Source organism: Streptomyces sp. 7R007, from assembly GCF_054850255.1.
Genome location: NZ_JBTWMV010000054.1, coordinates 1 through 25877, shown reverse-complemented (window position 1 = coordinate 25877; position 25877 = coordinate 1). Strand labels below are relative to the sequence as shown.

Genomic DNA, 25877 nt, shown 5'->3' with positions numbered 1-25877 from the left:
CTACTGCTACAGCGGCGTCGTGACCGTGACGTGCTCGCCGCCGCCCAGGTGCAGCATGCCCTTGCCCGGGGTGACGGAGCCGCCGACCATGCTGCGGTTGGTGCGGATGCCGATCAGTTCGCCCGCCGAACTGTCCTGCGGGGACAGCAGGATGCCCCGGCGGGCCTTCTTCATGTCGACCTGCCAGCCGGAGAAGCCGTCGCAGATCTCCTCCTCGTCACCGGCGATGACGACGGCCAGACCCTCCTCGGCACCCCGCTCGACGATGCGCTTGAAGACGTCCTCGGCGTCGCAGTCGTCCAGCACCTCCGCGTCGTCGACCAGGACGACGACCGGCTGCTCGGTGCTCGCCGAGCCGACCAGCTCCTCCATCTCGTCCTCGTCGATGTCACGGCCGGTGAAGACCTTCAACACTCCGTCCTGGCCTTCCAGTTCACGCAAAGGCGACGGGCGGGGGGCGGCGAGGACCAGGCGAACGCCCTGTGCGAGGTAGGAGCGGGCGAAGTTGAGCAGGACGGTGCTGCGTCCGGACTTGGCGGGGCCGCCGACCACGAACGTCGGGATGCCCTGGCCGAGGTCGGGGCCGAACGCGGTGAGCTCGTCGCCGCCGACGCCCACCAGGGCCCACAGCCGGGAGGCGCTGACCGCGGGGTCGCGCATCGCCCAGGCGTCGGCGAAGGAGATCCGGCTCGGCAGGACGTCGACGCGGAAGGGGCGGCGCGAGCGCGGCACGGCGGCGTCCCGCGCGGCCGCCGCGTCGCCGATCGCGACGAGCGCGGCCGCCTGCCGCTGGCCGCTGGTGTCCTCGGCGAGCAGCGCGAACTGCGTCTCGGTCGCCGTCTCGCTGCGGAAACCACGCCCGGGCGGGATCTCCTCGGGAACCTTGCGCGCGTTGATGTCCAGCATCGAGAAGTCGCTGCGGTCCGCGAGACGCAGACCGTACTTGTCCTCGGTGAGCGAGGAGATCCGGCCCGTCAGCAGCTGACGGTCACCGGTGATCACCAGGTGGATGCCGACGCTCGCGCCCTCACGCATCAGCGCCATCAACTGGTCGGTGAGATCGCCGTGGTTGTACTCGCCCAGCGTGGGCAGCCAGCCCTCCCAGCGGTCGAGCAGCACCACGAGGTGCGGCAGCCGCTCGTCCTCCGGCGCCGAGGCGCGCTGCTCGCCGATGTCGGCGTACCCCTTGTCGGCCAGTAGGTCCTGGCGCCGGGTGAGTTCACCGGTCAGGCGGCTGAACAACCGCACCACACGCTCCAGTTGGTTGCGGCTGACGACCGCGCCGCAGTGCGGCAGCCGGGTCAGCGCGTTGAGCGCGCCGTTGCCGCAGTCGATGCCGTACAGGTGGACGTCGGCGCAGGACAGCGTGCGGGCCAGCGAACCGGCGATCGTCCGCAGCACCTGGGAGCGGCCGCTGCGCGGGGCGCCGGCGACGAGGAGATGCCCGAAGGTGGCGAAGTCCACGGCCACCGGACGCCGGGCCTGGTCGGCCGGCAGGTCGGCCACACCGTACGGGGCGGCCGGCAGCGCTCCCTCGCCGCGCACCGCCGGGATGTCGTCCAGCAGCAGCGTCTCCTCCAGGGCGGGCAGCCACGGGGAGTGCTGGGCGGGGATGCCGAGCGCCTGGTTGGCCTCCCGGACGGCGTCCACGAGCACCTTGAGGTCGGTGATCTCGTCGTCCTCGCGCGCCTCGGACTTGGGCTTGGTGAGCGCGGCTCGGCCCAGGTCCTGCCAGGTCAGCGGACCGGCCCAGGGGGCGAGCGTGGCCGGATCGGCGGCACCGGGGCGCCGGCCGCCGACGCGGCCGGACTGGAAGGGGATGAGCGAGGCGTGCCCGAGCCGGACGTAGGCGCGACCCGGTGTGCTCTTGGCGATGTGCCCGGCGTCCGGGGCGTCGATGACGTCCGTCGACTCGCCGGCGTCCGTCACGCGCAGCGCGATACGGAGGTTGGTGTTGGCGCGGATCTCGGGGGAGACGACACCGGAGGGCCGCTGGGTGGCGAGGAGCAGGTGGATGCCGAGGGACCGGCCTCGCTGGGCGATGTTCACCAACCCCGTGACGAAGTCCGGCAGGTCACGCACCATCGACGCGAACTCGTCGATGACGATGAGGAGTCGGGGGACGGGCGGGCGCGACGGATCCCGCCTCACCAGGTCCTGATAGTCCTCGATGTCCTTGGCGTCCGCGGCGGCCAGGATGTGCTCGCGCCGGTGCAGCTCGGCACCCAGCGACTCCAGGGCCCGCTCCACGAGGTGGGCGTCGAGGTCCGTCACCATGCCGACGGTGTGCGGCAGATGGACGCAGTCCTTGAACGCGGCGCCACCCTTGTAGTCGACGAGGACGAAGGTCATGTTCTCCGGCGTGTTCGCCACCGCCAGCGCCGCCACGATGGTCTGCAGCAGCTCCGACTTACCGGAACCCGTCGTACCGGCGATGAGTCCGTGCGGGCCGTCCCGCCGGATGTCGATGCCGAACGGGCCGTCGTACGACTCACCGATGACCGCCATCGTCGACTGCCCGCCCATCCGCCACCGCGCCGCGATCGCGTCCGGCGTCGGCGGTTCCAGCTGCAGGACGTCGAGCAGCCGGCTGGAGCTCGGCAGCGCGGAGTCCTCGGTCTCGCCGCTGATGTCGCGCAGCGGCGACAGCGCCCGGGACAGACGCGCGCACCACGCGGGCGAGACGAAGTCGGGCCGTACGTCGAGCATGCGGCGCGCGCCGCTCTGCTGCACCCGCAGCCGCAGTTCGAGCGCCTGCTGCCGGTCGTCGTACGACGTCTGCTCGGCCGCCTGGTGCCAGGCGTGGAAGGAGGGGAAGCCGCCGGCCGCCTGCTGCACCACGGGAGTCGCGGAGCCGCTGTCCTCGGTGCGCCGGGGCTCGGCGACGACGACGCCCTGGCACTCGCCGGGCAGGAACCGCTCCTCCTCGTCGAGGCAGATCGCGTAGATGGCGACCGCCGGGCCCTCCCGCAGCAGTCGTACGACACCCGGCATGGACCGCAGCCGCCGCGAGCCGTCCCAGACGACCACGACGTCCGGTTCGGAGAAGGACGGTCCGTCGCCCCGCCCCTTCCCGGACTCCTTGATCGCCTTCTGCCGGGCGTCGAGGAGCTGGGTCAGCTCGCCGACGCGCGCGCCGACGGTCTCGGAGTCGGTGCCGATGAGGACGTTGACGTCCTGGCCGCCGGAGGGGTGGGTGTGCGGCAGCCAGCGCACCCAGTCCCAGCGCTCGTGCGCCTCGTTGTCCGTGAGGACGTAGAACTGCACGTCCATGGGGCTGTGCAGGACCGCGGTCTGCGCCACGGCCCAGCGTCCCAGGGCCTGTTCGGAACCGCCGGGTCCGGCGATGCCGACGACACCGAGATCCTTCAGCGGCAGCGCGACCGGGGCGTCCTCGATGTGCCAGACGACCTCGCGCTTGTGCTCGTCCTGCTCGGGGTCGTCGAGCACGACCTCGGAACGGACCCGGCCGGTGCCGACCCGGATCAGCAGATGGTCGGCGTCGGTGCGCCGGCGCTCCCACAGGCGGGTACGCGGGCCGGTGCCGATGGCGAGCACGGCCGCGGGGTCCGGGACGGCGGTGCGCCGGTCGAGCCGCTCGGTGCGCAGCGCGTCCTGGGCGTCCTTCTCGATCCGCTCCTTGGTCTCCCGGTACTCCTTGACCTGCTTGGCGTGGGACTTGCGCCCGGTCTTCTTGTCCATGAAGTAGTTGCCGAACATCATGACCGGGCTCATCAGCGCCATGATCATGTAGTACCAGCGTCCGAAGACCAGGGAGGAGACGACGGCGCCGACCAGCGGCAGCAGCGCCATCAGCCAGGGCAGCGGCCGGGCCTCGTACTCGCCCGGCGGGTTGGGCAGCCGGAAGCGGGTGCGGCGCTCGGCCGGCCGCAGCCGGGGCGGACGGTTGTAGTCGAGTCCGACACCGTCCTCGGACCACTTCAGGGCCGCGTCCGGCGCCGCGTACGCGATGATCTCCAACAGGCTGTTGCCGAGGGCGAGTTGAGCACCGAGGGGCCAGTCGCCACCGTCGCCGCCGTCGAGCTCGGCACCGTCGAGGCGAGCGCTCTCCTTGTCCTCGTGCACGGTGACCTTGCAGGTGCCGTCGATGGCGATGGTCAGGGTGGCGGCGCGGGCCGGGAGTTCGGGGTCGTCGATGCGCAACTGCGCGGCGGGGCCGCTGCCGATGTCGTAGCGCCCCACGCCGAGCCGGTGCACGGCACCGGCCGCCGGGCCGCCGGCCACGCGGAACTCCACGATGCCGGTGGGCTCGCCGAGCACGCAGCCGGCCGGGTCGTGCAGGCTGACGACGGCGCCCTCGCGCAGGGGCGAGCCGACGACGTTGGCCGCGGGGTCGAGGGGGTAGCCGTCGACGTACGCGACGGGTGCCCCGCCGGTCGCTCCGCCGGTGGCCCTGTGGTGACCGATGGGGATGATCTGCGCGCTGTCGCCGAGCCCGACCTGGCGGGCCAGCTCCCGGGTGATGTCGCCCACCGTCGACTCCGGATCGGCGTCGAGCACCACGTCGGCGCTGACGCCGGCGAGCGGGTCGACGACGGTCAGACTCAGGCGCACGTTCGTCCTCCTCGCGAGGCCGAGGCCGCCCCCGGCACGCTCAACTCAGTGGAGTGACCTTAACCGCCCCGGCCTTCACCGTTGCAGCGGGATGTGCACTGGTTCACCAATCCCTTGCAGAACCGTGCTGTGGTCCCACGTGCCTCACCCGTAAGATCTTTGCTCATGCGGACGCCCGGCGGCCCGCCGGGGGAAGCGCCGCTACGTCAGCCACGGGGGCAGGCCCTGCGGCGATCAGAACGGGAGGGAGCCGTCATGGCCAAGGACACCGACCTTACATACTCCGAGATGGAGAAGAAGGCCAACGACCTCATCAAGGCGATGCACGAGATGGAGAGCCACCTCAAGGGCATCGAGAAGGGGGTCGAGGAGCTGGTGCAGAACGGCTTCACCACGCAGAAGGCCTCCGGCGCCTACGACGACGCCATGAAGGACTTCACCAAGGGCGCGTCGAAGACCATCCAGGGCCTTGAGGGCCTGTCCAAGTTCCTGACGAACGCGAAGAAGGCGTACGAGGACCTGGACGAGCAGCTGGCCAAGGGCGTCAAGGGCTGACCTGACCGGTTCGGAGTCCTGTGGTAGCGGCGGGATCCGCGCGTCCCGCCGCTACTACCTTGGTTCTGCCAGCCCGGCCTGAAGGCCGGCGAGATACACATCGATGGGGGCGCTGTGGCCGGCGAAGGTGATCGCCAACGGCTTGATCTCGAAGTGATCGAGAGCATGGGCAAAGGGTTGAGCAGCATCAAGAAGGCGTTCGACGGGATGGGGAAACTCGACCACTACTCGGACGACTTCGGAAACGACCATCTCGCGGACAAGTTCAAGGACTTCGCCGACAACTGGAAGATGAGTCGGGAGAAGCTGACCGGAGAAGTGGACGCGCTCGCGAGTATCGCGAAAGCAGCCGCGAAAGCCTACCAAGACATCGACCACGAGCTGGCCGAGGCCATTCGGGGTGCCCAGGCCCCGAAGGGGAAGGGGAAGTAGGCAGTGGGAGGAAGACCACGCGACTGGCATCCGGTGGCGGACCGGGATCCGGTCCCCGGAGACCCCGACCGACTGGCGTCGTTGGGTAGGACCCTGCGTAAAACGGCCGACGAACTCGAACGTCAGATCAAGAACCTGAAGGCGATCGCCGAAGTCGACGCCTGGGATAGCAAGGCGGGCAAAGAGTTTCGGGAGAAGGCAAAGGGCAACGTCAAGAAGCTCGAAGCCGCATTCAAACGTTACGACACCGCGGCGACAGCCATCGGCTCCGCAGTGGTCGAAGAGGGCGGCACCTACGAGGACAAGGTGCATGCCCCGGCCCGGGACTACGCATCCGATCTCAACCGCGCGCAGGAGATCGCTGACGCGGCTCTCAAAGACGCCCAGGATGCCGATCAGCGAAAAGGGGCAGCGCAGAAGAGCCTCGACGGTCTGTCCGGCAGCGGTCGTAAGAAGGAAGACGTCGACAAGGACCGCAAGGACATCGAGGCCAAGCGGGATGCGGCCAAGGACGAGATCGAGACCGCTCGCGAAAAGATCAACCAGGCCAAGAAGATTCGTGACAACGCGGCCAAACGTGCCGCGGATTCCATCGACGCCATTGTTAACCACGACTCCCTAAAAGATGGCTTCTGGGACAAACTGGTCAAGCGGATCGCAGACGTTACATCCTGGATCGCCACAGTCTGCGGAATCTTGTCCCTGGTGGTCGGATGGATTCCGGTGATCGGCCAGGCATTGGCCGGAGTCCTGGGCGCTATCGCGATGATCGCCACCATCGTGAACTTCGTGGCGACGTTCGTCCAGGTCTTGCAGGGCAACGCAGAGTGGATGGACCTGGGTATCGCGGCTCTGGGATTCCTCATGATGGGCGTCGGAAAGGGCTTTTCCAAGATCGCAGGAAAGTTCGCCAAGGGATCCCTGGGAAGGCTGGGAAAGGCCGGTATCGCTCGCACCGCGCGTCAGGTCAGCCGAGCCAACAAGAACCTCCGAAGGTTGTCCGGGAAGCAGTTCAAGCTGGGCAAGGGAGACGTCTGGGGGTCTCTCAAGGAGCCCTTCACCGAGCCGTTTTCGAAGGGCGCGTGGAGCAGCAACCTCAAGGCCCTGAAGCCTGGGAGCGGAAACTACAGCGCGGCTTGGAACGAACTGCGCACACGAGGCGGTGGAAGCCTGCTCAAAGGCATTCCCAAATCGTTTTCCATGGCCGACCCGGGAGTGGCGTCCGACCTTAAATCCGTGAAACTGGGAACGGCTGCTCTGAGCGGTCAGTTCGACTCCAGCGCTCTGAACAAGATCTCGAAGACGGCCAGCCGCATGTCGGTGGTGGGGGCGGGGATTACGCTGGGCGGGCTGGGTCTGGACGGAAACCTCGACCCGCTCCTCGGCTGAGCGGACGGCTACGCGCCGTTGAAAGGAAACGAGACGTGAGCACATCGAGCGAAGGCGCTCCGCTGGCTGAGACCTTCGAGTGCACCTTCGGCTTCCAGCCCGGCTGGATCGACCTGACGCTCCAAGAAGGGACGAAGGCCGAGGCCAAGGCCCTGGCCACAGAAGTCGTGAATGGCCTCAACCCGCTCGGTCTGGAGATCGAGAAGAGCGCGGTCTTCGACGACATGGTGGATCGAGCCCTCGACCTCAACGACGACGTACCGGTCCTCGCGGCGGCGTACTACTCGGAGACCGGGGAGGCGCTCGCCAACCTCATGGTCGACGGCTACGGCGACGAGGGCGTGGCCCGGCCCGGCGCCGAGGAAGTCACCCCGCTGCTGCTGGAGTGGGGCAACGCTCAGGTCGCCGGTGAACCCCAGATCACCAGCCTTGAGCTTCCTGCTGGGCCCGCGGTGCGAGTCCAGGCCATGCTGCAGGTAAAGCGCATGCTGGGGTTCGGCCGCAAACTGACCGAGTTCATCCGCTACGCCGTCTTTCCGCCCGGTATGCAGACCCTGGTGGTCGTGACAGTGACCTGGGAGAAGGTCGCTCTCACCGAAGAGATCACGCAACTGGCCGACGATGCCGTGCGCTCCATGCGGATCACTCCGCTCTCCACCGGGAACTCGACCGGCTCGACCGACGGAGAAAGTGAATGAAGACGGCAGAGGAGTTCTCCTCACCGCCCAAGGACTACCGCGTCATCGTGCCGGACGGCTGGTTCCAGGTGGCGCTCGATCCGCCGGACGACCGTGACCGCGCCATCGTGGCGCTGGCGGATCTGACGTTCCGCGGTGTGGACAACGCACCCCATCTCAAGAAGCAGTTCATGCAGGACCTCCAGCGGAAGGCGAAGGACGCCTTCAGGGTCGGCGGCACCGAACTCTACCTGTCCACGCTCTCCCTGGGGCCAGTGCCGCTGGCCTCCTCATTGCTGATCAGCGTCCCGGCACCGGACGAGTGGCCGCGCACCTCCGATGCCGGGGAGCTCGCGGAGCACCTGACCGGAAGCGGCTACGGCAGTAACGGTGAAGTGAGCGTCGTGAAGCTTCCCGCAGCCGGCAAGGGGGTGCGGATCCGGCACAGGGAAGAAGCGGTCCCCGAGAAGCAGCTGGGCAACACCATGCCTACGACGACTCTCGCCTACTACCTGCCGATCCCGGCCACCGAGCGCTGGTTGATGCTGAATTTCTCCACTCCGATCGATCCGCTCGCCGACCAGATGGTGGAGTTGTTCGACGCGGTGGCCGGCACGTTGCACTGGGAGTGACGCTTTCTCGCAGCGTCGGCGGAGCAGGAAAGGCCGGATGGTGCATGCGGCTGTGCTTCACGCAAAGAGGGTCCAGAGGGACTGAGAAGGAGACGGCCGGTTCGTCGTTGTCGCACTCCCCTGCGGCGGGCATCGCACGGTCCGCTACAAATCCCCGGGCTGCGGTTTGGCGGCTTCGCCGGAAGGACCCATCAGGATCGAGTGGGTTTCGAAGACGTCTTTGGACGCCTTCGACGGGACACGAACCTCGACCATCACGATCCCACTCGGGAGACGGGTGAGGAGCGGAGGCTGGGCGTCCGCCGGGAGTTCGGCGAGGAAGCGCGTCAAGCGGTCGCGCTGGCCACTGGACAGTTCGCTCTCCGGAACGGTGCGGGCCGTTCCGGCAAGCACCTGGCACAGACGCTCGGCGCTGTCGGGGTTGCCGGTGAACAGCCGGATCCAGGACTGGTCGGTGAACGTCAGCCGTACGTCCGCTTCGACTTCGCTGTACGTCATGCGCTTCGCTCCGGCGATGGAATCGCGTGGGAACTCGGCGAGTACGTCCGCCTTGTCCAGCGTGCCCGTCCGGGTGCCGAGGAAGAGCAGGCGTCGGCTGGTGAGGACGAGGTCGGTGGAGTAGTCCTTGGGGCGGCGGGCCGGATCGAGCTGCCAGGGGACGGTACGCGCGAGGGTGCCGGGAGCGGCCCACATGACGGGAAAGTCCTGGACTTCGTTCTCCGGCTCCTCTGGCTTGCCCCGTACCGCCACGTCGCCGAAGGGCGAGCCGGCGGCCCCGCCGATGTTCGCGATGATGTTGGCGATGATGGGGATCCCGACGAGGAAGGCACGCCCGGTGCGTCGGGCGACCCGGTCCCCGGTCGGGTGCAGCGAGTAGACAGGGCCTTCGGGCCAACTGGGCAACTCGCGCTGGATGTCGTTGCGATCCGGGTCCCGGAACCATCGAGATCCCGCCACCGCGGGGGCGATACCGCTGGCGAACTTGGCCGTGGTCCTGAGCAGCAGATCGTCGTCGGCGCTGGGATACCAGTCCATCAGTACGTCACTTCTCCAGGGAGGAACTCGGTCCGGTCAGTCTTGGCGCCCATCGGGGTCGGCCGGTGACGTAGATTCCACATCGGTGCTGTTCATGCTGCGCTCAGCTCCTGAAACCGAAGTAGTTCTTGGCGATGAATTAACCCTTGAAGACGTCGAGGCCACGGCCAATTCGTGCAGCTGCTGGATGACGCTGTCCACCGTGATGGCGGTCTTGGCCAGTTCGTCGCTTCCCTTGCCGGTCCCCGCCTCGGCATGCCGTCGGCAAGAGTTGTGGCCTGGCGGGTGCGGCAACAGCGTGATTATAGAACTCTTCCCAGCACTCCGTGGATGCCGTGTGAAGGGTGAAGATGGCGGCGTACGGGCCCGTCGGGAACGGAACATGAACCTCAATCTGCTCAGTCAGAGGCTTCTTGGGCTGGCCGTCCGCGGTGATGGAGGGATTGATGCTCAGTTCGCGCAAGGTCACGCAGGAGGCTGCCGGACCGCAGGGGAGGTCCATCCAGCGGGTGTCGTTCACGGGGTCGCGACTGAGCGTGGCAAGGATGCCCTGTGCCGCGATCTCAGGGTCGGTCTGGTTCGTTTGGACAGCGGCCACAGTGAAAGCGCATTGGGCGACACCGCCGTCGTCCGTGGAGAACAGGCCCAGTGCGGAGTACACGAGACCGATATTGGACAGATATTCAGCGATCGCTTCCCTGGGGCGCAGTCCTACGTCAGGGGTGGGTCAGAAGTCGTCGGGACTGGAGGGCGCGTCCAAGCCATCGAAACGCATCAAGTGCGTAACGGAGACGGGTTGTCCGGATGGAGGGAAGGCATCCGGCGGCAACAGTTCGACGAGGGAGTTGCCGCTGGGGTGACGGGTGATAACGGGGGGATGGCCGAAGCCATGCTTCACGAGCAGCGGGTCAACTATCCTACGCTGACCGAGTGTCAGAACATCGAGATCGGTGAACTCGTATTCGACGACCAGGTAGCGGAACCAAGCCCCGGAGCGCAAGTGCAAACGAAACTGGGAATCGTCCGTGAAGCGTAGGACGGTGTCCGATGCATCGCGACTGTATGCCTTCCGCTCCACCGCCGCGATGTTGCTGCGCTCGCATTCCCACAGCAACTCGGACTTGTTGCGCCGTCCGTCCGGATCGCCGATCACGACGATGCGTTGGTCGGTTACGAGCGCGGTGGTGCAATATGCGGCCGGGCGGCGATCGCGGTCGAGTTGTCGCGGGAGCCCGCGGGCCATGGCAACCGGAGCAGCCCACATCACCGGGAAATCCTCGACTTCGTTCTTCACATCCTCGGGCGATGCGTTCACCGAGGAGGGCCCCTTCAGGGCCTGCGTGTAGTTGCTGAACGCCTTGGGCCGATCTTGATACCTCCGTCAATCCGCAGCGAAGCTTGCTGAAGGGATCGGGACGACGAGGGCTTCGTACTGCCGGTATCGGCCCCCGCGATCTTGTCGTTGGCCGTCGAGCTGTCGTCCCCACCTCAGCATGCCGTCAGTGCAGGGCTGCGGTCGCGGTCAGTGCGGCGGCAGCGGGCAATGGCGGCGCTTCACTGTGGTGGGCTCCCCGTGAGACTCAAGTTCGTCAAAGACGCAAACGGTATCGGTGGGGTTCCGCGTTTCGCCAGAGCGAACTTCCCTGGGGACGCGTGCAATTGGCGATGTAGCGGACTCGTAGGTAATGGGGTGTTCTGCCTCTCGGGCACGTCCATGGCTGCGGATACGCCGAGGCGCGTGGCACCGGTTCCGTTCGGCCGCCGTTGGTGGGAGACCGTTGGTGGCTGCAGGGGCATCAAAGATCTCGGCCGGAGTAGCCTGGCAGGGGCGGCTGCGGTGGCCTCCGCCATTGACTTGGCCGACAGAAAGTAATCTGGAAACCCAATGGACAAGCTCTCGGCACGGACGCGCTCGATGACGGGCTGTGGAGCGCGACCGGGATCAAGGACGCTTGGACGACGATAATGGCTGATCGACCCGGCGACGAACCCCCCACTCCGGCGCACGCTCTGCGGCCTCGGAAAGCACCGGCTTACGCCGTCGACATCGTGCGGTACGCGCGCGTCTACGGACGGGGCAGCGAACTGGTCGTCAGGGATCGATACCGACGCGAGCGCCGGTACTCAATCGGCGATGGCGGAATCGTCCGTGCAGTTCACACCGTGCCGACTGACACCGAGACAGGTGCGAGCAGGTCCCCCGGTGATGCGTGGGGCGCTGTCGAATTCCAGGGATCGGACGGGCAGCCAATCCTGCGGGTTCCGCTGAGTGAATGGCTGCCAGAGACCGGGCTCATCGGATTGCTTGAACTGAGCCCGGAGGAATGTCTGGAGCGCACCGGTATGCGATTACTCGTCAGCCATCTGCGTATACCGTGGGGTGAGGCCGAAACGACAGCGCCGTCCGGGCGGACGAACAAGGAGAACCCGGGCCGCCCGGACCGGGCGATTCACCAGGATCTCCCGGTCTGGCACAACTGGGTCAGAGGCATCGGCATGCTTCTCTGGTTCACCTTCTTCCTGTTGCTGCCCATGGCCGGAGCGGGGAGCGGATGGACCGTGCTGACGGCGATCACCGGGCTGTTCCTCCTCCCGGGAGCGGATCTCCTCGTCCGTCTGCTCCTGTGGTCCCGTCGCCGAAAGGACGTGTCGCTTGAGGAAGCGGAGGTGATCGTGCCGTCGCCCGAGCCAGGCGCAGGCGCGACACGCCGATTCTGCGACACGGCAGCAGTGCGCGTCCTCCCGGGAGATGTCGTATTGACGAACACCGTGGGCGAAGAGCGGTGGCTTCCCAGGCACACAGCCCAGGGGGTGACCCACCTCGCGCGGATGCTGGACCCGTCGTCGGGAACGGTGCTCGGTGTGGAACTCCGGGACCGTGCCGGCGCGGCACGTGCCCTTCTACCCTGGCAGTGGTGGTTCGTCGGGCCGTCAGGCCCACAGAACTGGAATCGACTCGTCGCAGCGCTTGACGTACCTGTGTCCGACGAGAAGGCGCAGCGTTCTCAGCCGGGGAGCCACTGGTGGACGGGCCACCTCATGGCGGCCGACGCGCGACAGATGGCACCGATCGACGCCAAGGAGGCGCGTCGGGAGACGAGTTGGCATTCGGCGGTCGTAGGAGACGGTGAAGTGATCGTGGTCCCGATCTTCAGCCTGATCCCGTTGGCCGGGTTTGGCTCTGGTCACGCACTGGCCCAAGCAGCCGCTTCCCTGGCCGCGTTGACCATACTCGCCGAACTTGTACCAGTGATCAGCCACCGCTTGAACAGCCGATGCAGGCTTGACCGCCCCATCGATCCGGAGTCCACGTGACCGAGCTCTCCGAGCGCGAGCCGCCGTCCTCGCCACCATCGGACTATCACCTGATACTGCCCGACGGGTGGTTTCGAATTCCCCTCGAACCTGGACGCCGAGAGCGATCCGTCGAAGCCTGGGTCAACAGGCGTTTCATAGGAGTCGACGACGCACCGCAACTGCGTCAGCTCATGCGGCCGGAGTTGGTCGAATACGCCGCCGAAGCGTTCGAGAAAGGTGGCATCGAGCTCTAATCAGCCTTCAACAGGCCGGCCCGCTGACGATCCCCGCCTCATTGCTGGTCACCACGATGCCTCCACCGACTCCCGAGCGCCCCTTTCTTCCTTGCCGGACTTGGCGGAGAGCCTCGGCGGTGAGGGACGTATCGTCTCGATACTCGATAGTCGAGTTCACCGCGGGGACGGCTGTGCGACGCCGACTCGACCCCGGGACGGAATCCGCCAGCCGCCATCGCGCCTTGATGATCGACTCACCGATGACGCAGTCCGGGCACTGCTGCCCGGGCGTACTCGTGGTGCTCGCGGGTCCGGTTGCGCTCGTTGTTGTGACGGCCCGGAGAAACGATCTCCATGGACTTGGGTACTCCGATGGAGTGGCTCGCTCGATGATCTCGGCCCGGTGGTTCTCGGCGAGATCATCAGTCTGGGTGCTGGCGCCACTGAGGCAAGCGATATCGGAAGGCCAGGGCCAATCGTCCTGATGCAGCGGTGCTCCAGTAGATCATCCGAACGAGTGATCGCTGCTGACCGGGGTGGGCGGTGCCATGATGTCTTCAGGAGGTGAGCTTCCGTGTCCATCATGAGTGACCTGATCGAGCGGGGCGGTATCCCTGAGGGCTTCAAGGTCGAGGTCTTCGACGGAAGGGTGATCATGACCCCGCAGAGCCCGGAGCAGGACTGGACCGTCTCCGACGTCAAGGACGCGGTGAAGGCCGCTGGGATCGCGCGGGAGCGGGTCTTCGGTGACGTACTCATCACCTTCCCGGGTGAAAACGATGCCGCGCCTGACCTCACGATCGTCGGATTCGACGCCGAGCGACGGAGGAACAGCTACTCCTGCATCGATGTGCTGGCCGTGGTCGAGGTCCCTTCCGAGCCGGACGACGAGAAGGACTACGTCCGGAACGTCCGGAAGTACGGGCGCTTCGGGATCGACTTTTACATGATCGCCGATCCCTTCAAGAAGGCGGTTACCTTGATGTCGGAACCCCATGCTTCGGGATACGGCCGGGCCGTTGAGATCCCTTACGGTCAGCCGGTCACCTTCACCCTGGCCACGGGGGAGCGCGTAAAGATCGACACCAGTACGTTCCCCACGCGGGACGCGAGTGAAGGGTGACCTTGGTGATGGCCCGGCCGCCTTTCACACCGGCACGACGTGCTGCCGCTTCCCATGGCGGAGTGGAGGTCTCGCCCAGTGTCGCCCAGCATCCGGCAGCAGCGACCTGTACCCGGCGGCCGACCACTCCCCGTGCTCGGTCGGCACGTTGACGTACTTACCGCACGCGCTGAGCGGGCACAGCTTGCTGTCGTTCGCTTCGTCTACAGCACAAGGCGTGACATGCGATGGTGTGGTCCGAATTCCGGTTGTTCTGCAGCGCCAGGGACTTGAGCTCTTGACGACCGATGTGGTCGGCTCCCGGTCATCCTCAAGCGGACCTCACATGGAACGGGAGAGTTCATGGCCTCTGATCCAGGGCCTGAGGAGCTGGAAGGCGAGCGTTCTCAGCGCTCTTTGGTCGGAAACGTTGCCTTCGGCGCAGGTCTGGTCCTCGTCATTACGGCCATGGTCGTCGGCGGCTTTCTGGGTATTGCCCTGCTCCTTGCTCTGGCCGACTCTCTCCCTTCGTCTCCTCATCCCGTCGCCAGCGCAGAGTTCCGGCCACCGCATGGAAGAGCTCCACCAGCGCGTCCGCGATCGGTTCGAGCGGGGTGCTGAACGTCAGCATCAGAACGTCGTCACGCCCTGGAACCGGTACGAAGTACTCGACGATGGTGTCCTCGAACTCGGAGCCCAGCTTCCGTGACTCTCTCGTCCGCTCGCGGCCTTGCCGCCGGGCCACCCGCCCGGCAGCGGGCAATGCCACGGGGGCGACGTCTCCCGGGCCCGGCCAGCGCGGCGACCGCATCAAGGCCGTCGAACTTCTCGTCCACGCGGGAGATCAAAAGGAAGCAGACAAGGGGATGCCGCCGGCCTCCAGGAATGCGGTACCAGTCCTCAGGCGTGATCAGGCCGAACGTAGGCGGGTGCGTGCCTGGTTTCGCTGGTGATGCCGGTGCAGATGTCTGGGTTGCTGTCGTGCGCGACGGCAGCGGGCACAGTGCGGCGCTTCACAGCTGTGGACCCCCGTGAGACTGAAGTGCGTCGAGGACGCGAACGTTATCGCAGAGGTTCGTGTTCTCGCTAGACCAAGCTCAGCTGTAAACTTGTGCAATCGAGGGCGTGATGAAATCCGATGCGAGCGAAGTGACCGCTGATTGTGCGCAGATAAGTAAAAGCATCGATCACGTTCGAGTGGAGAGTCCCTGCTGTCGGATGAGGGCGTCTGCCATCATCGGTCGTGTCCCGTTCACTCTTAAGTGGTCGAAGAGTCCGGCGCCTCGCCGCGCAGCTCTCCGAGCGGATCCATGAAAGAGACGGTTTGGAGAATGGCTGACAGCATGCGGTAGATCTCGGCCCAATGATCCATCGATGCTGTGTGGAGCGTGAAAACTGCGATGAATGGCCCTGTGGGGAACGGGACATAGACCTGTATTTGCCCGGTGAGGAGCTTTATATCCTCTCCGTTCGCTGCTATATCAGCGCCGAATGAGTACTCGCGTAGTGTGATGCACGAAACAGCGGGGCCGCACGGCAGGTCAAGCCAGATGGCGTTGTTGTATGGGTCGCCAGAAAGGGCAGCGAGCATGCCCTGGGCGACGGAATCGGTGTCCACGCTGCTCTGATCCGTGGAAGTAATGGCCACTGTGAGAGCACACTGTGCGACGCCGGCGGACGGTTCGTTTCTGATCGCTTCGGCATCAGACGCCTCGTCGTCCCCCGCTGTGGAGAACAGGCCCATCGCGGCATAGGAAATCCCCGAGTCGCCCATGAGCTGTGCTATCGCGGCGTAGTAGGGGGCAGCGGGCTCCCAGAGACTCTCGTCGCCTCTGGAGTACAACTCCCTCACGAATGAGCGGGCGCTCTCAGTTCGATCTTCTGGTGTCGTGGCAAGAGGAAGAGTGAAGAAACCTTCTGGGACGAGGAACCACAGAGGCGGCAGGTTTCCATTGGCGGGATCGATGCGCAGGGTGTTTGCAGGGTCAGCAGCAAGGTTCATCTGGAATAGGGGACCGTTCTGGTTGTTTGCGGGCAAGCGTCAGGTCAGCAGGTCTTCTTTATGGCTGTCCATGAGCTTGACTTCTTTCCCGTTTTTACCCATGACCGTGTTCAGGCCGGAGTGGCCGAAGAAGGCATGAATATTGCTTGGAGCGAAGACCTCGATCCGGAGACAGCCGCATGGATTGCGTTTCACCAGGGGCGCTTGAGCATCTGAGGCCTGCGCTACCGCGAAGGCCTCTGCAGTGCTTCGTTGCGCCGGGGTCAGAGACTCCAGTGGGATGAAGTCCAAAGGCTCGATCAGGTATCGGGTGAGCCTCTCTCGATTGGCGCTACTCACTCTGCACCACGAGCCGTCGGTGAAGATGAACTTGGCGTCGTTTCCGATTCTGAAATCGCGAAGTTCGACACTCGCAATGCTCGAACGCTGAATTTCCCAAAGGACTTCGTCATTGATTTCTTTGTCGTGTCCTTTGACGTAAGGGAAGCCGACGATCAGGACTCTGCGGTCGGTGATGACAGCGTGCGTGCGGTATTGCTTAGGCGACGTCCGTCCTGGATCCAGTTGCCAGGGAAGAGTGCGGGCAATGGTCCCGGGTGCGGCCCACATTACCGGGAAGTCGTCGACCTCGTCTGCCTCGTCATATGAGGTTTCCGTGCCGGATTTTGAGGATGGAGTCCCGCTGATGCTGCCTCCGTGGGAAGAAAGGAAGCCCATGAGGAGTGCACCTGCAGCGAGCGCAGCACCTTTAACGGTGTTTCGTGCTGCAGTATCACCGGCGGATCGAGCAGTATATGACGGCCCCTCAGGCCATCCCGCCAGCTGACGCTGAATATCTCGGCGTTCGGTGTCGCGGAACCATCGCATTCCTTTGACGCGGGTTGCCGTGCCCGTGGCAAAGGTGATCGGGGCGCGAGCAATCAGTGTCTCGTCCGATGCGGGCTGCCAGACAGCGCTCATATCAGGCTCAGCCTCCTTCAAGGTGATGATACGGTCGACGCCGTCGCGCTTCACCTTGCCGTGTCCTGTCCGGCGGCGAGCTGATCGAGGCCGATCCTGAACTATTCATCGGCGAAATGTCCGTAGATCTTGGGTGCGATCTTGAGGCCACCATCGAGGACTCTGCCGCCCAGGCTGAGTGGATTGATCTTCAGGCCGAGTGCATTGGCTCCTTTCGAGCCGATCAACTGGCCCGGGATATAGCCTTGGACCGTGAGTCCGCCCATGCGAGACATGAGACCGCTGGTCGAGTGGGCGACCTGATAGACGTCGTCGGACATCCCCCCGATCTTTATCAGACCGGCCTTGCCGAGCCCTCCTGCGATGTTCGCGGAGTCCTTTCCGAACGACAGGAAGACGCGCGCGTTTCCAATCTTGGCGGCCTCGAAGCCCTTGCCCAGTTTGGCCGCGGTGGCGATGGCTTCGGTCCGGCCAACCACCTTGGCGCCCTTGCCGAACATCCCGATACCAGGCAACAGCCCCACCGCGTCGAGCCCGACCGTCATCCAGCTCACGTCCGCACCGGCAGCCTTGGCCAGACCATGAGTGGCCAGAGTCAGCCCGCTGCCGATGAGAGCGGCTGTGCCGAAAATGGCCGCGAGAGGGGGAAACGGAAGCGTGACGATGGCCAGCATGCCCAGCACCGCAGTGATGTCGCTGAGCACGTCGCCGATCATCTTGATCAGGTCGGCGTGTTCTTGCAGCCAGTCGCCGGTGGCGTCCCAGGCGTTCTCGATGCTCTTGCCGAGCTTGTCCCAGAAGCCGGGCTCGTCGGGGGCGATGTCGCCGGCCTTGTCGAGTTCTTTGCTGATCTGGCGGGCAGCCTGGCGGTATTCGTCTTCCAGGTCGTGGACCTGCTGGATGACGCCGTCCACCGCGCTGGACGCCTTGGCCAGTTCGTCGCTGCCCTTGCCGTTGGCCTTGCCCTCTGCCTTGGCCTTGGCGTCGAGCTTGTCGCCCGCGGACTTCTCCAGCCTGTCGGCGCGTTCCTGGAAGTGCTGGAGTTCGCCGGCCCAGCGGTGCAGGGCGCGGGATGCCTTGTCGAAGGAGTCGTGACTCTTGCGTATGAGGGGAGTGACGTCCTTGCCTATGTACTCGCTGAAGGCGACCGCGGTCTTGCCCTTCCAGGCGCCGCACTCGATGCGCTCCAGCTCGCTCAGCGCCGTGCCGAGCTCGCCCGCCAACTTGCCGATCTGCTTGGCGAGTTCCCGGGTCTCCTCGACGCTTCCCGGGGTGGGGTCCCAGCCTATGTGAGGGAAAGCGGGCCGTTGCCCTGCCACGTCACTTGTCCTTCTTCTTCGGGGCCTTCAGGGACTGGGCCAGGTCCAGGTCGAGCTTGCCGAAGCTCTCCCCGATCTTGTTGATCATCTTCACGGCGCCGTGGGTGTGCTTGCCGAGCTGCTTGATGCCGTAGGCCCAGTCGTCGGCGAAGTCGTGGACGTCGTCGACGAGTTTGCCCTCGCCGACGGCTGAGGCGTCCGTGCCCTTGAGAGTGCGGCGGGCGGTCTCCATACGGTCACTTATGGAGGAGAAGGTCTTCTTCAGGTCCTGGAAGACGGTGTCTTCGAGGTGGAGGTCGCTCATGTCCGGTTCCGGTTCTACGCGCCGTGGGCGGCCCGGTTTCGGCGGGCCCCTTGGGCTGGTCAGCGGTTGACGGCTTGGATCTCCTGGACGGTGACGTCCTGGGTAGTGCCGAAAGTCCCATCCGGCAGGTCTCCGCCGGCGCCGCCGGTGCCCGTCCAGCTGATCCGCCAGGTGATGGTGGCTCGTAGTTTGAAGGTGCCGTTGTCCGAAGATCGGAGGTACTTGATGCCGCAGGGAGGAGTCTCGTCGGCCTTCCCGTCGGCGTAAGGCTCACCGATCGAGTCATCGGCGTTAAGAGTGCACACCCCGGAGGCCGGATAGGTGTCGGAGTCGCTCGTGCCTGGCTCCAGCTTCAAAGAGACCGGCTTTGCGACCGTGGTGGCCTGGATATTGAGACCCGCGACGTCGAGAGCTGCGGTGACGGAAACCTCCTTGAACTTGGCCTTGTCGAGCCAGGCCCAAGTGGGGAGGTTTACCTTGGTGGTGTTTGTCGGCGCGAGAGTGACCTTGGTGCTGGGCAACTGAATCGCATTGTAGGCGGCTTCGGCCAGGACCTTAGGCGTGACAGCCTGGTCGACGCCGGGGTCGGCGTTGTTCTCCACCCAAAATGGCAACTTGTCGCATTCCCAGCTGGCGGGGTCGTCCTCACGGTCGGGATTCTGAACGGCGACCCACCAGTTCCCCTTGTCGGCGTCCTTCTTGTTGTAGTCCTTGTAGTCGCCGTCTTTGTACATGTTCCGGAATTGGCCAACCGCTTCCTTCGCGTAGTTAGCCTGGCCGGGTGCGTTGATCGTCTCCTTGTACATCGACTCGACGTAGTCCTCGAACTCCGCGACCGAGCGAGGCTCGTACCAACATGCTGGTGGGGTCCAGTTGGTGACAGGCTGGACGGCAGTGCCGCTGCCAGAGCGCACGGAACCGGAAAAGGTAACCCGGGAGGTCAGGGTTCCAGCGCGAGAGCTGCCGGTCTGCTTGGTGTTGCCCTGGGTACCTTCAGACGGTGGCCAGGTTGCGGACGCCGTTCCCGGCAGGGCAAGGGCAACCGCTCCTGCGAGCAGAGTTGCCACGAGGAACCGGCTGCGAGATGTCACGGCGTGCACGACTTGCTGCCCCTTTCCGAGGTGAGCTTGGTCGTCTGCCACACGCCCTGCTTGGTCTTCTCCACACGAGTGGAATAGAGAACGTATGAGTCGTCGTTCACTTCGGTCTTGTGTACCTTGCCCGACTTGCGATCCTTCGCGAACGCCTTGCTCTGGTCCTCGCAGTAAACGACTCCCGACGATGCCGAATCAAAAACGTCGATCTTGGCGTTGTAATAGCGGTTGACACCGGTGATGGAGTAACCGTCCTTTGCCAGGGACGCGACCCAGTCTTTGGCGTCGGCCAAGGCGCCACCCTTGTAGTAGAAGGTAAGCGCGGGCATGTTGGGATCGCCCTGCGTGATGGCGTAGTTGGTCGCGTCGATTCTCGCAGCGACATCTGCCAGGACTGCGTCCTTTGTCGCGTCGCCGGTTTTCCAGCCCTCGAAGGTGTCGGTGAGGTCACTCGGTAGAGTGATCTTGGGGCGGCCGACCGAACTGCTGTCGCTCGGTGACGCCGTCGGTGTTGCGCCGGAGTCAGCCCCAGCGATCTTGTCGTTGGCCTTCGAGCTGTCGTCCCCGCCCCCGCATGCCGTCAGCAACAGGGCTGCGGTCGCGGTCAGCGCGGCGGCAGCGGGCAAAGTGCGGCGCTTCACTGTGGTGGGCTCCCCGTGAGACTCAAGTTCGTCAAGGGCACAAACGGTATCGGTGGGGTTCCGCGTTTCGCCAGAGCGAAGTTCCCTGCGAACCGGTGCAATCATGGACGTACCGGGTTCGGCGGTGTGTGGGTTGTGTGCTGAACGAGCCGATGCGTGCGTGTTGTTCGTGATGGGGTTTCGGTTCGCTATCGACTCCGGCTTGGGTGGCGGATTCCGGGGCGACCGTCCTCGCTCGCGGCGCTGCACTCACTCTTCCGCATGTGAAACGACCCTCTCCCTGGGCTCTCCCTGGGCTTGTACTGCCGGGGATGGCGAAAGCCGCTGACGGTGCCCCATGTGACGGCCTCGACCATGGTGGTGATGCCGATGGCCGTGATGGCCACGGCGAAGGTCGCCCAGGAGGGACTGGACAGGCACGGGCGGTGCGCGGAGGTGAACCCTTTGCTCAGTGCTCAGTGCTCAGTACGTAGGCGCTCGCGAACGACGCCGTCAGGTTGCCGTACAGCGCGGGGAGGAGCAGGAAGGCGTCCGAACGCCAAGGCGATCGCACCGCGGCAGGTGGCGCCGGTCGGGGTTCGGACGTCCCCTCGTTCACCCGACCGAGGGGCTTGGGGCGTGTGTGGCCGGGTTCACCGCGTTGGGCGAGTTCGGGAAGTCGTCTCGTCTCGCTCAGGCCAGCTTCGCGTTCTGCGCCTTCACGATCGCCGTCGGCAGTTTCGCGTCGCTCGGTCGGCTGTCCGCGATCGCCGTTCCGTTGACCGCGAAGTAGACGGCGACCAGGTCACCGCTGCGGACGGCCTCCGTGTGCAGGGTGTGGGGCACGCCGCGGAAGGTCATCGTGGAGCGGAAGGCCAGGGAGGCGTCGCCGGCCGTGGCGACCGGCTTCTCCGCAGTGACGGAGTCGTACGTGCTCGTGCCGCCGCTTCCCTTGGCCGTGAAGCCGCCGCCGCATGACTCGATCGCCTTCGACAGGCCGGACATCGCGGACTCGGCCGCGGTCCGGGTGTCGTACGACGCGAGCGTGATGTATGTGATCGCCGAGCCGTAACCGCCCACCACCGAACGCGTCAGAGACGCCTGCGTGGTACCGAGGGGGAGTTGGTTCATCGCGTACGCCAGGGGAGCGCAGACCGCCTTGTCGAGCGTGACCTCGTCCTGCGACGTCGCGAGCAGGTACTCCGTGCTCAGCTTCTTCACGGTCTTGCCGGACGCGTCCGCGTCCGTGATCACCAGCTGCGCCAACCGCTGCGCCGGGCTCACCCGCTTCTCCGCCGCCGTAGTGAACCCCGGCCCCGACCCCGTCGGCTTCGCGTCTGGCGAGTCGCTGCCGGAGCAGCCCGTCAGTACGGCGGTCAGGGACAGGGCGGAGGCGGTGGCAGCCAGTGCTGCGCGCTTCATGGGAGACCTTCCGGCGTAGTGAGGGCGTACGTCGTGGGGGGCGTACGCGACCGCTGCGCGGCGAGCAGAGATCATGTCACGGTGCCTCGACAGTCTCGTGAGCGATTCGTGCAGGCATGATGGGCGAGTCGTGCGGCTCGTCCCGGTTGGGGCGGGTTGTCGGTGCGGCGGTGGATTCGCTGGCGCACAGGTGACGGAGCCGTCCGAGAGCCCGCGCAACTGGGATATCCGCACGTCAAGTTGCGAGTGGATAACAGTGGGCGCGATGCGGTCCGGGAGTCGGGACGCGCCTTGAGGGGCTTATGTGCTGCTGATACGGTGCCATGGCTTGACACTCACTTCTGTGCTGGATATTCAGCCGGTTCGGACCCTGAACCAGCGGTCGAGAAGCGTGAAGTGTCCTAATTGGTAGGCAATTTCTTGGGTGTACGGGGAGCGGTTGCGTGAAGATCCAAGAGCGTACGGGGGCGGGCGCGGGACGTTCCGCGGCTCCGGCTCAACCGTCGGTCGGCGACCGGCTTCCCACTCCGCCTCGCGAGCGCAAACCCGCGTTGGCCGCGCTGGCCGTACTGCTGATCCTGCTGGGCGCCCTCGGCGCGACCATGCTCGTCCTCCAGGTCGGCGACCGCGTCGAGGTCGTCAAGGTGACCCAGGAGATCCCCGCGGGCGGGTCGGTCACCAGCAGCAACGTGACCTCCGTCATGGTCGCCAGGGACAGCAGCATCCACTACGTCGAGTGGTCGCAGCTCAGCGCGCTGAAGAGGCTGAAGGCCCTCAACACCATCCCCGCCGGCGCCGTCGCCGTCGGCGAGATGTTCGGCGACCAGGCCGGCGTCGGCGAGGGCAAGGCCCTCGTCGGTCTCTCCCTCAAGGCCGGCCAGTACCCGACCAACATCGACACCGGGGACATCGTCGCGGCCTACCGCGTCACCAGCGACACGGGTTCGAGCTCCAACTCGTCCTCGTCCTCCTCCAGCAACTCGCTGATCGTCGACCGCGCCACGGTCACCCAGGTGCCCAAGGCGGGCGACGACCTCGTCAGCAGCACCAACAAGGCGATCACGGTGAGCGTCGACAGCGACAAGGCCGCCGAACTCGCCCAGGCCGCTTCCAACGGCGAGGTCGCTCTCGTGCTCGTCTCCAGCAAGTAGAAGGCGGCTCAAGAGACATGGCTCTCATCGCCCTCGCCGCCGACAAGGGTTCCCCCGGCGTCACCACCGCGGCCGTCGCCCTCGCCGCGGTCTGGCCGCGTCGTGTTCTGCTGGCCGAGACCGACCCGGCCGGCGGCGACCTGGTCTACCGCAGCGCCGCGGCGCACGGCGGCCCGCTCAACCCCAACACCGGCATGCTGTCCATCGCGGCCACCGCCCGCCGCGGTCTCGTGCCCGACCAACTCTGGGACCACGTCCAGCCGTTGAGCGGCGGTCTCGAAGTCCTCGTCGGTCTCGGCATCGCCGAGCAGGCCGCCGGTCTGGCCGGCCTGTGGCCCACCCTCGGCCGCGCCTTCGCGAGCCTCGCCGACTCCCCGAACGCGCCCGCCGACGTCATCGCCGACTGCGGACGCATCAGCGGCGACACCCCGGCCGCGGAGCTGTTCCCGCACGCCGCCTTGGTCCTGCTCGTCTCCCGTACCGAGCCCGAGGCCATCGCCCGCGTCCGCGACCGCGCCGCCGCGCTCTCCAACAAGCTGCACGGCGGCCCGCGCGGCGCCGCCAGCCTCGCCACCCCGCTGATCGGCGTCATCCTCGTCGCCGACCCCGGCAGCGCCGGCAAGCTCGCGGGCCAGGTCAACGACATGCTCGTACACGCCCAGACCGGAGCCCGCGTCGTCGGCACCATCGCCGACGACCCCGCCGGAGCCGACCAGTTGGCCGGCCGCAAGCGCGGGCGCCTGGACAAGTCGCTGCTCATCCGCTCGGCCCGCAAGGTCACCGCGGACCTCTACCAGCAGTACGGCGCCGCCTGGGCCGTACCCGCCCACGGTCAGGTCAACGGGCATGCGGGGGCCGCGGGATGACCGCTGTCGACCACCAACTGGTCAAGCGGTTCCGGCAGGAGGCCGGTGACCGTATCGCCGAACAGCGCCGTCTGGACCAGGCGAACAACGTCACGCCGATGTCCAACGAGGACGAACGGCAGTACGCGCGCGCGGTCATAGCCCAGATCCTGGAGGAGTACGCCCGGACGGAGATCAACGCCGGCCGCACTCCGCTGGACGCCGAGACCGAGGAGCAGTACGCCGCCGCCGTGCACGCGGCCCTCTTCGGCGTCGGCCGGCTGCAGCCGCTGCTCGACAACCCCGAGGTCGAGAACATCGACATCAACGGGTGCGACCAGGTCTTCGTCGGATACGCCGACGGACGGGAGGTCAAGGGGGAGCCCGTCGCGGAGACCGACGAGGAGCTCATCGAGCTGATCCAGGTGCTCGGCGCCTACTCGGGTCTGTCGTCCCGGCCCTTCGACTCCGCCAACCCCCAGCTCGACCTGCGACTGCCCGACGGCTCGCGTCTGTCGGCCGTCATGGACGTCGCCCGGCGCCCCGCGCTCTCCATCCGGCGCGCCCGCATGGGCAAGGTCTTCATCTCCGACCTCGTCGGCAACGGCACCCTGACCCCCGAGGTCGCCCACTTCCTCGCCTGTGCGGTGCGGGCCCGCAAGAACATCATGATCGCGGGCGCCACCAACGCCGGCAAGACCACGCTGCTGCGGGCCCTCGCCAACGAGATCCCGCCGCACGAGCGCCTGATCACCGTGGAGCGGGCGCTGGAGCTCGGCCTCGACACCTTCCCCGACCTGCACCCCAACGTGGTCGCGTTCGAGGAGCGGTTGCCCAACTCCGAGGGCCAAGGCGCCATCACCATGGCCGAGTTGGTGCGCCGCTCGCTGCGTATGAACCCCTCCCGCGTCATCGTCGGCGAGGTCCTCGGCGACGAGATCGTCACCATGCTCAACGCGATGTCGCAGGGCAACGACGGTTCCCTGTCCACGATCCACGCGAACAGCTCCAGCGAGGTGTTCAACCGTATCTCCACCTACGCCCTGCAGGCCTCCGAGCGACTGCCCATCGAGGCCAGCCAGATGCTCATCGCGGGCGCGGTGAACTTCGTCGTCTTCATCCAGCGGCGCAACAACTACCAGACGGGCGGCCGCCTGCAGCGCATGGTCACCTCGGTCCGCGAGGTCAACGGCGTCGACGGCCGCGTGCTGTCCAGCGAGGTGTTCGCCGAGGCCCCCGACGGCCGGGTCGTCCCGCACGCGCCCATCTCCTGCCTGGAGGACCTGATCGCCCAGGGCTACCGGCCCACGGGAACGTGGGGGTGACATGACGTACGAGGCTCTCGGCTCGCTCGGTTCGATGGGCGGCCTGTTCTCCACGACCGTCCTGTACTCGATCGGCTGCGGTGTCGCCGTCGGCGGCGGACTCGCGCTGCTGATGATCGCCGTACGCGGACTGCCCGCCAAGCCCGACCACGAGAAGCAGAAGGCCGCCGAACGGGCGAGCGAGCTCGTCCGGTTCGCCGGGCAGCGCGGTTCGCTCGCCGCCATCGTCGGCCTGGTCGTGCTGCTGCTGACCCGCTGGGCGGTGGCCGGCATCGCCGCCGGCGTCCTCGTCTTCTTCTGGGACCGCCTCTTCGGCGGCGCCGCGGAGGAACGCGCCGCCATGCGCCGCGTGGAGGCCCTCGCCTCCTGGACGGAGTCCCTGCGCGACACCATCGCGGGCGCGGTCGGCCTGGAGCAGGCGATTCCGGCCTCCGCCCGCGCGTCCGCCCCGGTCCTGCGCCCCCATCTCGACGCGCTCGTCGACCGGTTGCGGGCCCGCACCCCGCTCCCGGACGCGCTCCAGCAGCTCGGCGACGAGATCAACGACGCGTCCGCCGACATCATCGTCGCCGCGCTCATCCTCAACGCCCGCCTGCGCGGCCCCGGTCTGCGGCAGGTGCTGGGCGCGCTGGCCAAGTCGGCGCGTGAGGAAGTGGACATGCGCCAGCGCGTGATGGCCCAACGCGCCTCCACCCGGCGGTCGGTGCAGATCGTGGTCGCCGTCTCGATCGCGTTCGTGCTCGGGCTGTCCATCTTCAACCGGGACTTCGTGGCGCCCTACGGCACCGCGCTCGGTCAGCTCGTACTCGCCTGCGTCTGCGGCCTGTTCGCGCTCGGCTTCTGGTGGCTGCGCAAGCTGTCCACCATCGAGACGCCCGAACGCTTCCTGGTCAAGGACGAGTCGG

At 66.4% G+C, this 25877-nt stretch carries 23 protein-coding genes and 1 pseudogene; 12 read left to right on the top strand and 12 right to left on the bottom strand.

What is annotated here, in order from left to right; translation table 11 throughout:
* Positions 1-6 precede the first annotated feature (6 nt).
* Both ACYF6T_RS38165 and ACYF6T_RS38160 read right to left on the bottom strand, forming a co-directional pair.
* A complete protein-coding gene (locus ACYF6T_RS38165; protein ID WP_461702452.1) occupies positions 7-1506 on the bottom strand; it encodes an FtsK/SpoIIIE domain-containing protein in 1500 nt (499 codons plus the stop codon).
* 489 nt (positions 1507-1995) lie between these two features.
* Positions 1996-2508 (bottom strand): annotated as a pseudogene (locus tag ACYF6T_RS38160) (FtsK/SpoIIIE domain-containing protein); the annotation flags it as partial.
* A gap of 2322 nt (positions 2509-4830) precedes the next feature.
* On the opposite strand from ACYF6T_RS38160, the gene ACYF6T_RS38155 reads away from it, so the two are divergent.
* The 5 genes from ACYF6T_RS38155 to ACYF6T_RS38135 all read left to right on the top strand — a co-directional run bounded on the left by ACYF6T_RS38155 (position 4831) and on the right by ACYF6T_RS38135 (position 8260).
* Positions 4831-5130 carry a WXG100 family type VII secretion target gene (locus tag ACYF6T_RS38155; RefSeq protein WP_461702426.1) on the top strand — a complete coding sequence of 100 codons (300 nt, stop codon included), beginning with the start codon at positions 4831-4833 and terminating at the stop codon, positions 5128-5130.
* A 114-nt stretch (positions 5131-5244) separates the two neighbouring features.
* Complete coding sequence (locus ACYF6T_RS38150) at positions 5245-5562, top strand: hypothetical protein (protein WP_461702425.1); 318 nt, start codon at positions 5245-5247, stop codon at positions 5560-5562.
* Between the two features lie 81 nt (positions 5563-5643).
* A complete protein-coding gene (locus tag ACYF6T_RS38145; RefSeq protein WP_461702423.1) occupies positions 5644-6951 on the top strand; it encodes a hypothetical protein in 1308 nt (435 codons plus the stop codon).
* Between the two features lie 35 nt (positions 6952-6986).
* Positions 6987-7649, top strand: a complete 663-nt coding sequence (locus tag ACYF6T_RS38140; RefSeq protein ID WP_461702421.1) for a hypothetical protein — start codon at positions 6987-6989, stop codon at positions 7647-7649.
* Positions 7646-8260 (top strand): hypothetical protein, encoded by a 615-nt coding sequence (locus tag ACYF6T_RS38135; RefSeq protein WP_461702420.1) that lies wholly within the window; start codon positions 7646-7648, stop codon positions 8258-8260. Before ACYF6T_RS38140 ends, ACYF6T_RS38135 begins: the two co-directional genes overlap by 4 nt.
* A 144-nt stretch (positions 8261-8404) precedes the next feature.
* Here ACYF6T_RS38135 and ACYF6T_RS38130 read toward each other — a convergent pair whose 3' ends face one another.
* From ACYF6T_RS38130 to ACYF6T_RS38120, 3 genes are all read right to left on the bottom strand, one after another.
* Positions 8405-9295, bottom strand: coding sequence for a hypothetical protein (locus ACYF6T_RS38130; protein WP_461702418.1), 891 nt, complete (start codon positions 9293-9295; stop codon positions 8405-8407).
* A 139-nt stretch (positions 9296-9434) separates the two neighbouring features.
* A complete protein-coding gene (locus ACYF6T_RS38125; protein WP_461702417.1) occupies positions 9435-9956 on the bottom strand; it encodes a hypothetical protein in 522 nt (173 codons plus the stop codon).
* Positions 9957-10022: 66 nt separating this feature from the next.
* On the bottom strand, positions 10023-10610 hold the full coding sequence (locus ACYF6T_RS38120) for a hypothetical protein (protein WP_461702416.1): 588 nt from the start codon (positions 10608-10610) through the stop codon (positions 10023-10025).
* Positions 10611-11458: 848 nt separating this feature from the next.
* Here ACYF6T_RS38120 and ACYF6T_RS38115 point away from each other — a divergent pair.
* The 3 genes from ACYF6T_RS38115 (at position 11459) to ACYF6T_RS38105 (ending at position 13951) form a co-directional block, all read left to right on the top strand.
* On the top strand, positions 11459-12610 hold the full coding sequence (locus ACYF6T_RS38115) for a hypothetical protein (protein ID WP_461702414.1): 1152 nt from the start codon (positions 11459-11461) through the stop codon (positions 12608-12610).
* Entirely contained in the window at positions 12607-12846 is a 240-nt protein-coding gene (locus ACYF6T_RS38110) for a hypothetical protein (RefSeq protein WP_461702412.1), read from the top strand. Before ACYF6T_RS38115 ends, ACYF6T_RS38110 begins: the two co-directional genes overlap by 4 nt.
* 565 nt (positions 12847-13411) lie before the next feature.
* Positions 13412-13951: a Uma2 family endonuclease gene (locus tag ACYF6T_RS38105; RefSeq protein WP_461702411.1), complete on the top strand. Its 540-nt coding sequence runs from the start codon at positions 13412-13414 to the stop codon at positions 13949-13951.
* 1237 nt (positions 13952-15188) lie between these two features.
* Here the strand turns inward: ACYF6T_RS38105 and ACYF6T_RS38100 are convergent.
* From ACYF6T_RS38100 to ACYF6T_RS38070, 7 genes are all read right to left on the bottom strand, one after another.
* Positions 15189-15932 carry a hypothetical protein gene (locus tag ACYF6T_RS38100; protein WP_461702409.1) on the bottom strand — a complete coding sequence of 248 codons (744 nt, stop codon included), beginning with the start codon at positions 15930-15932 and terminating at the stop codon, positions 15189-15191.
* 39 nt (positions 15933-15971) lie between these two features.
* Complete coding sequence (locus ACYF6T_RS38095) at positions 15972-16946, bottom strand: hypothetical protein (RefSeq protein WP_461702408.1); 975 nt, start codon at positions 16944-16946, stop codon at positions 15972-15974.
* Positions 16947-16993: 47 nt separating this feature from the next.
* Positions 16994-18211 carry an enoyl-CoA hydratase/isomerase family protein gene (locus tag ACYF6T_RS38090; protein WP_461702406.1) on the bottom strand — a complete coding sequence of 406 codons (1218 nt, stop codon included), beginning with the start codon at positions 18209-18211 and terminating at the stop codon, positions 16994-16996.
* 1 nt (position 18212) lies between these two features.
* Positions 18213-18515 carry a hypothetical protein gene (locus tag ACYF6T_RS38085; protein ID WP_461702405.1) on the bottom strand — a complete coding sequence of 101 codons (303 nt, stop codon included), beginning with the start codon at positions 18513-18515 and terminating at the stop codon, positions 18213-18215.
* 59 nt (positions 18516-18574) lie between these two features.
* Positions 18575-19573 carry a hypothetical protein gene (locus tag ACYF6T_RS38080; protein WP_461702450.1) on the bottom strand — a complete coding sequence of 333 codons (999 nt, stop codon included), beginning with the start codon at positions 19571-19573 and terminating at the stop codon, positions 18575-18577.
* Positions 19574-19602: 29 nt separating this feature from the next.
* Positions 19603-20250 carry a hypothetical protein gene (locus tag ACYF6T_RS38075; RefSeq protein WP_461702404.1) on the bottom strand — a complete coding sequence of 216 codons (648 nt, stop codon included), beginning with the start codon at positions 20248-20250 and terminating at the stop codon, positions 19603-19605.
* A 672-nt stretch (positions 20251-20922) separates the two neighbouring features.
* Positions 20923-21651 (bottom strand): hypothetical protein, encoded by a 729-nt coding sequence (locus ACYF6T_RS38070; RefSeq protein WP_461702403.1) that lies wholly within the window; start codon positions 21649-21651, stop codon positions 20923-20925.
* A 443-nt stretch (positions 21652-22094) separates the two neighbouring features.
* On the opposite strand from ACYF6T_RS38070, the gene ACYF6T_RS38065 reads away from it, so the two are divergent.
* The 4 genes from ACYF6T_RS38065 to ACYF6T_RS38050 all read left to right on the top strand — a co-directional run.
* A complete protein-coding gene (locus ACYF6T_RS38065; RefSeq protein ID WP_461702402.1) occupies positions 22095-22802 on the top strand; it encodes a hypothetical protein in 708 nt (235 codons plus the stop codon).
* Positions 22803-22819: 17 nt separating this feature from the next.
* Complete coding sequence (locus ACYF6T_RS38060; protein WP_461702401.1) at positions 22820-23668, top strand: hypothetical protein; 849 nt, start codon at positions 22820-22822, stop codon at positions 23666-23668.
* Positions 23665-24972: a CpaF family protein gene (locus ACYF6T_RS38055; RefSeq protein ID WP_461702399.1), complete on the top strand. Its 1308-nt coding sequence runs from the start codon at positions 23665-23667 to the stop codon at positions 24970-24972. The genes ACYF6T_RS38060 and ACYF6T_RS38055 overlap by 4 nt, the downstream gene beginning before the upstream one ends.
* Positions 24973-25006: 34 nt before the next feature.
* A partial coding sequence (locus ACYF6T_RS38050) for a type II secretion system F family protein (protein ID WP_461702448.1) occupies positions 25007-25877 on the top strand: 871 nt, incomplete at its 3' end.

Bases quoted from the DNA above. Each gene is read 5' to 3' on its own strand.
- ACYF6T_RS38155 (WP_461702426.1), top strand. From the start codon at position 4,831: ATGGCCAAGGACACCGACCTTACATACTCCGAGATGGAGAAGAAGGCC.
- ACYF6T_RS38135 (WP_461702420.1), top strand. From the start codon at position 7,646: ATGAAGACGGCAGAGGAGTTCTCCTCACCGCCCAAGGACTACCGCGTC.
- ACYF6T_RS38130 (WP_461702418.1), bottom strand. From the start codon at position 9,295: ATGGACTGGTATCCCAGCGCCGACGACGATCTGCTGCTCAGGACCACG.
- ACYF6T_RS38105 (WP_461702411.1), top strand. From the start codon at position 13,412: ATGAGTGACCTGATCGAGCGGGGCGGTATCCCTGAGGGCTTCAAGGTC.
- ACYF6T_RS38100 (WP_461702409.1), bottom strand. From the start codon at position 15,932: ATGAACCTTGCTGCTGACCCTGCAAACACCCTGCGCATCGATCCCGCC.
- ACYF6T_RS38085 (WP_461702405.1), bottom strand. From the start codon at position 18,515: ATGAGCGACCTCCACCTCGAAGACACCGTCTTCCAGGACCTGAAGAAG.
- ACYF6T_RS38070 (WP_461702403.1), bottom strand. From the start codon at position 21,651: ATGAAGCGCGCAGCACTGGCTGCCACCGCCTCCGCCCTGTCCCTGACC.
- ACYF6T_RS38060 (WP_461702401.1), top strand. From the start codon at position 22,820: ATGGCTCTCATCGCCCTCGCCGCCGACAAGGGTTCCCCCGGCGTCACC.
- ACYF6T_RS38055 (WP_461702399.1), top strand. From the start codon at position 23,665: ATGACCGCTGTCGACCACCAACTGGTCAAGCGGTTCCGGCAGGAGGCC.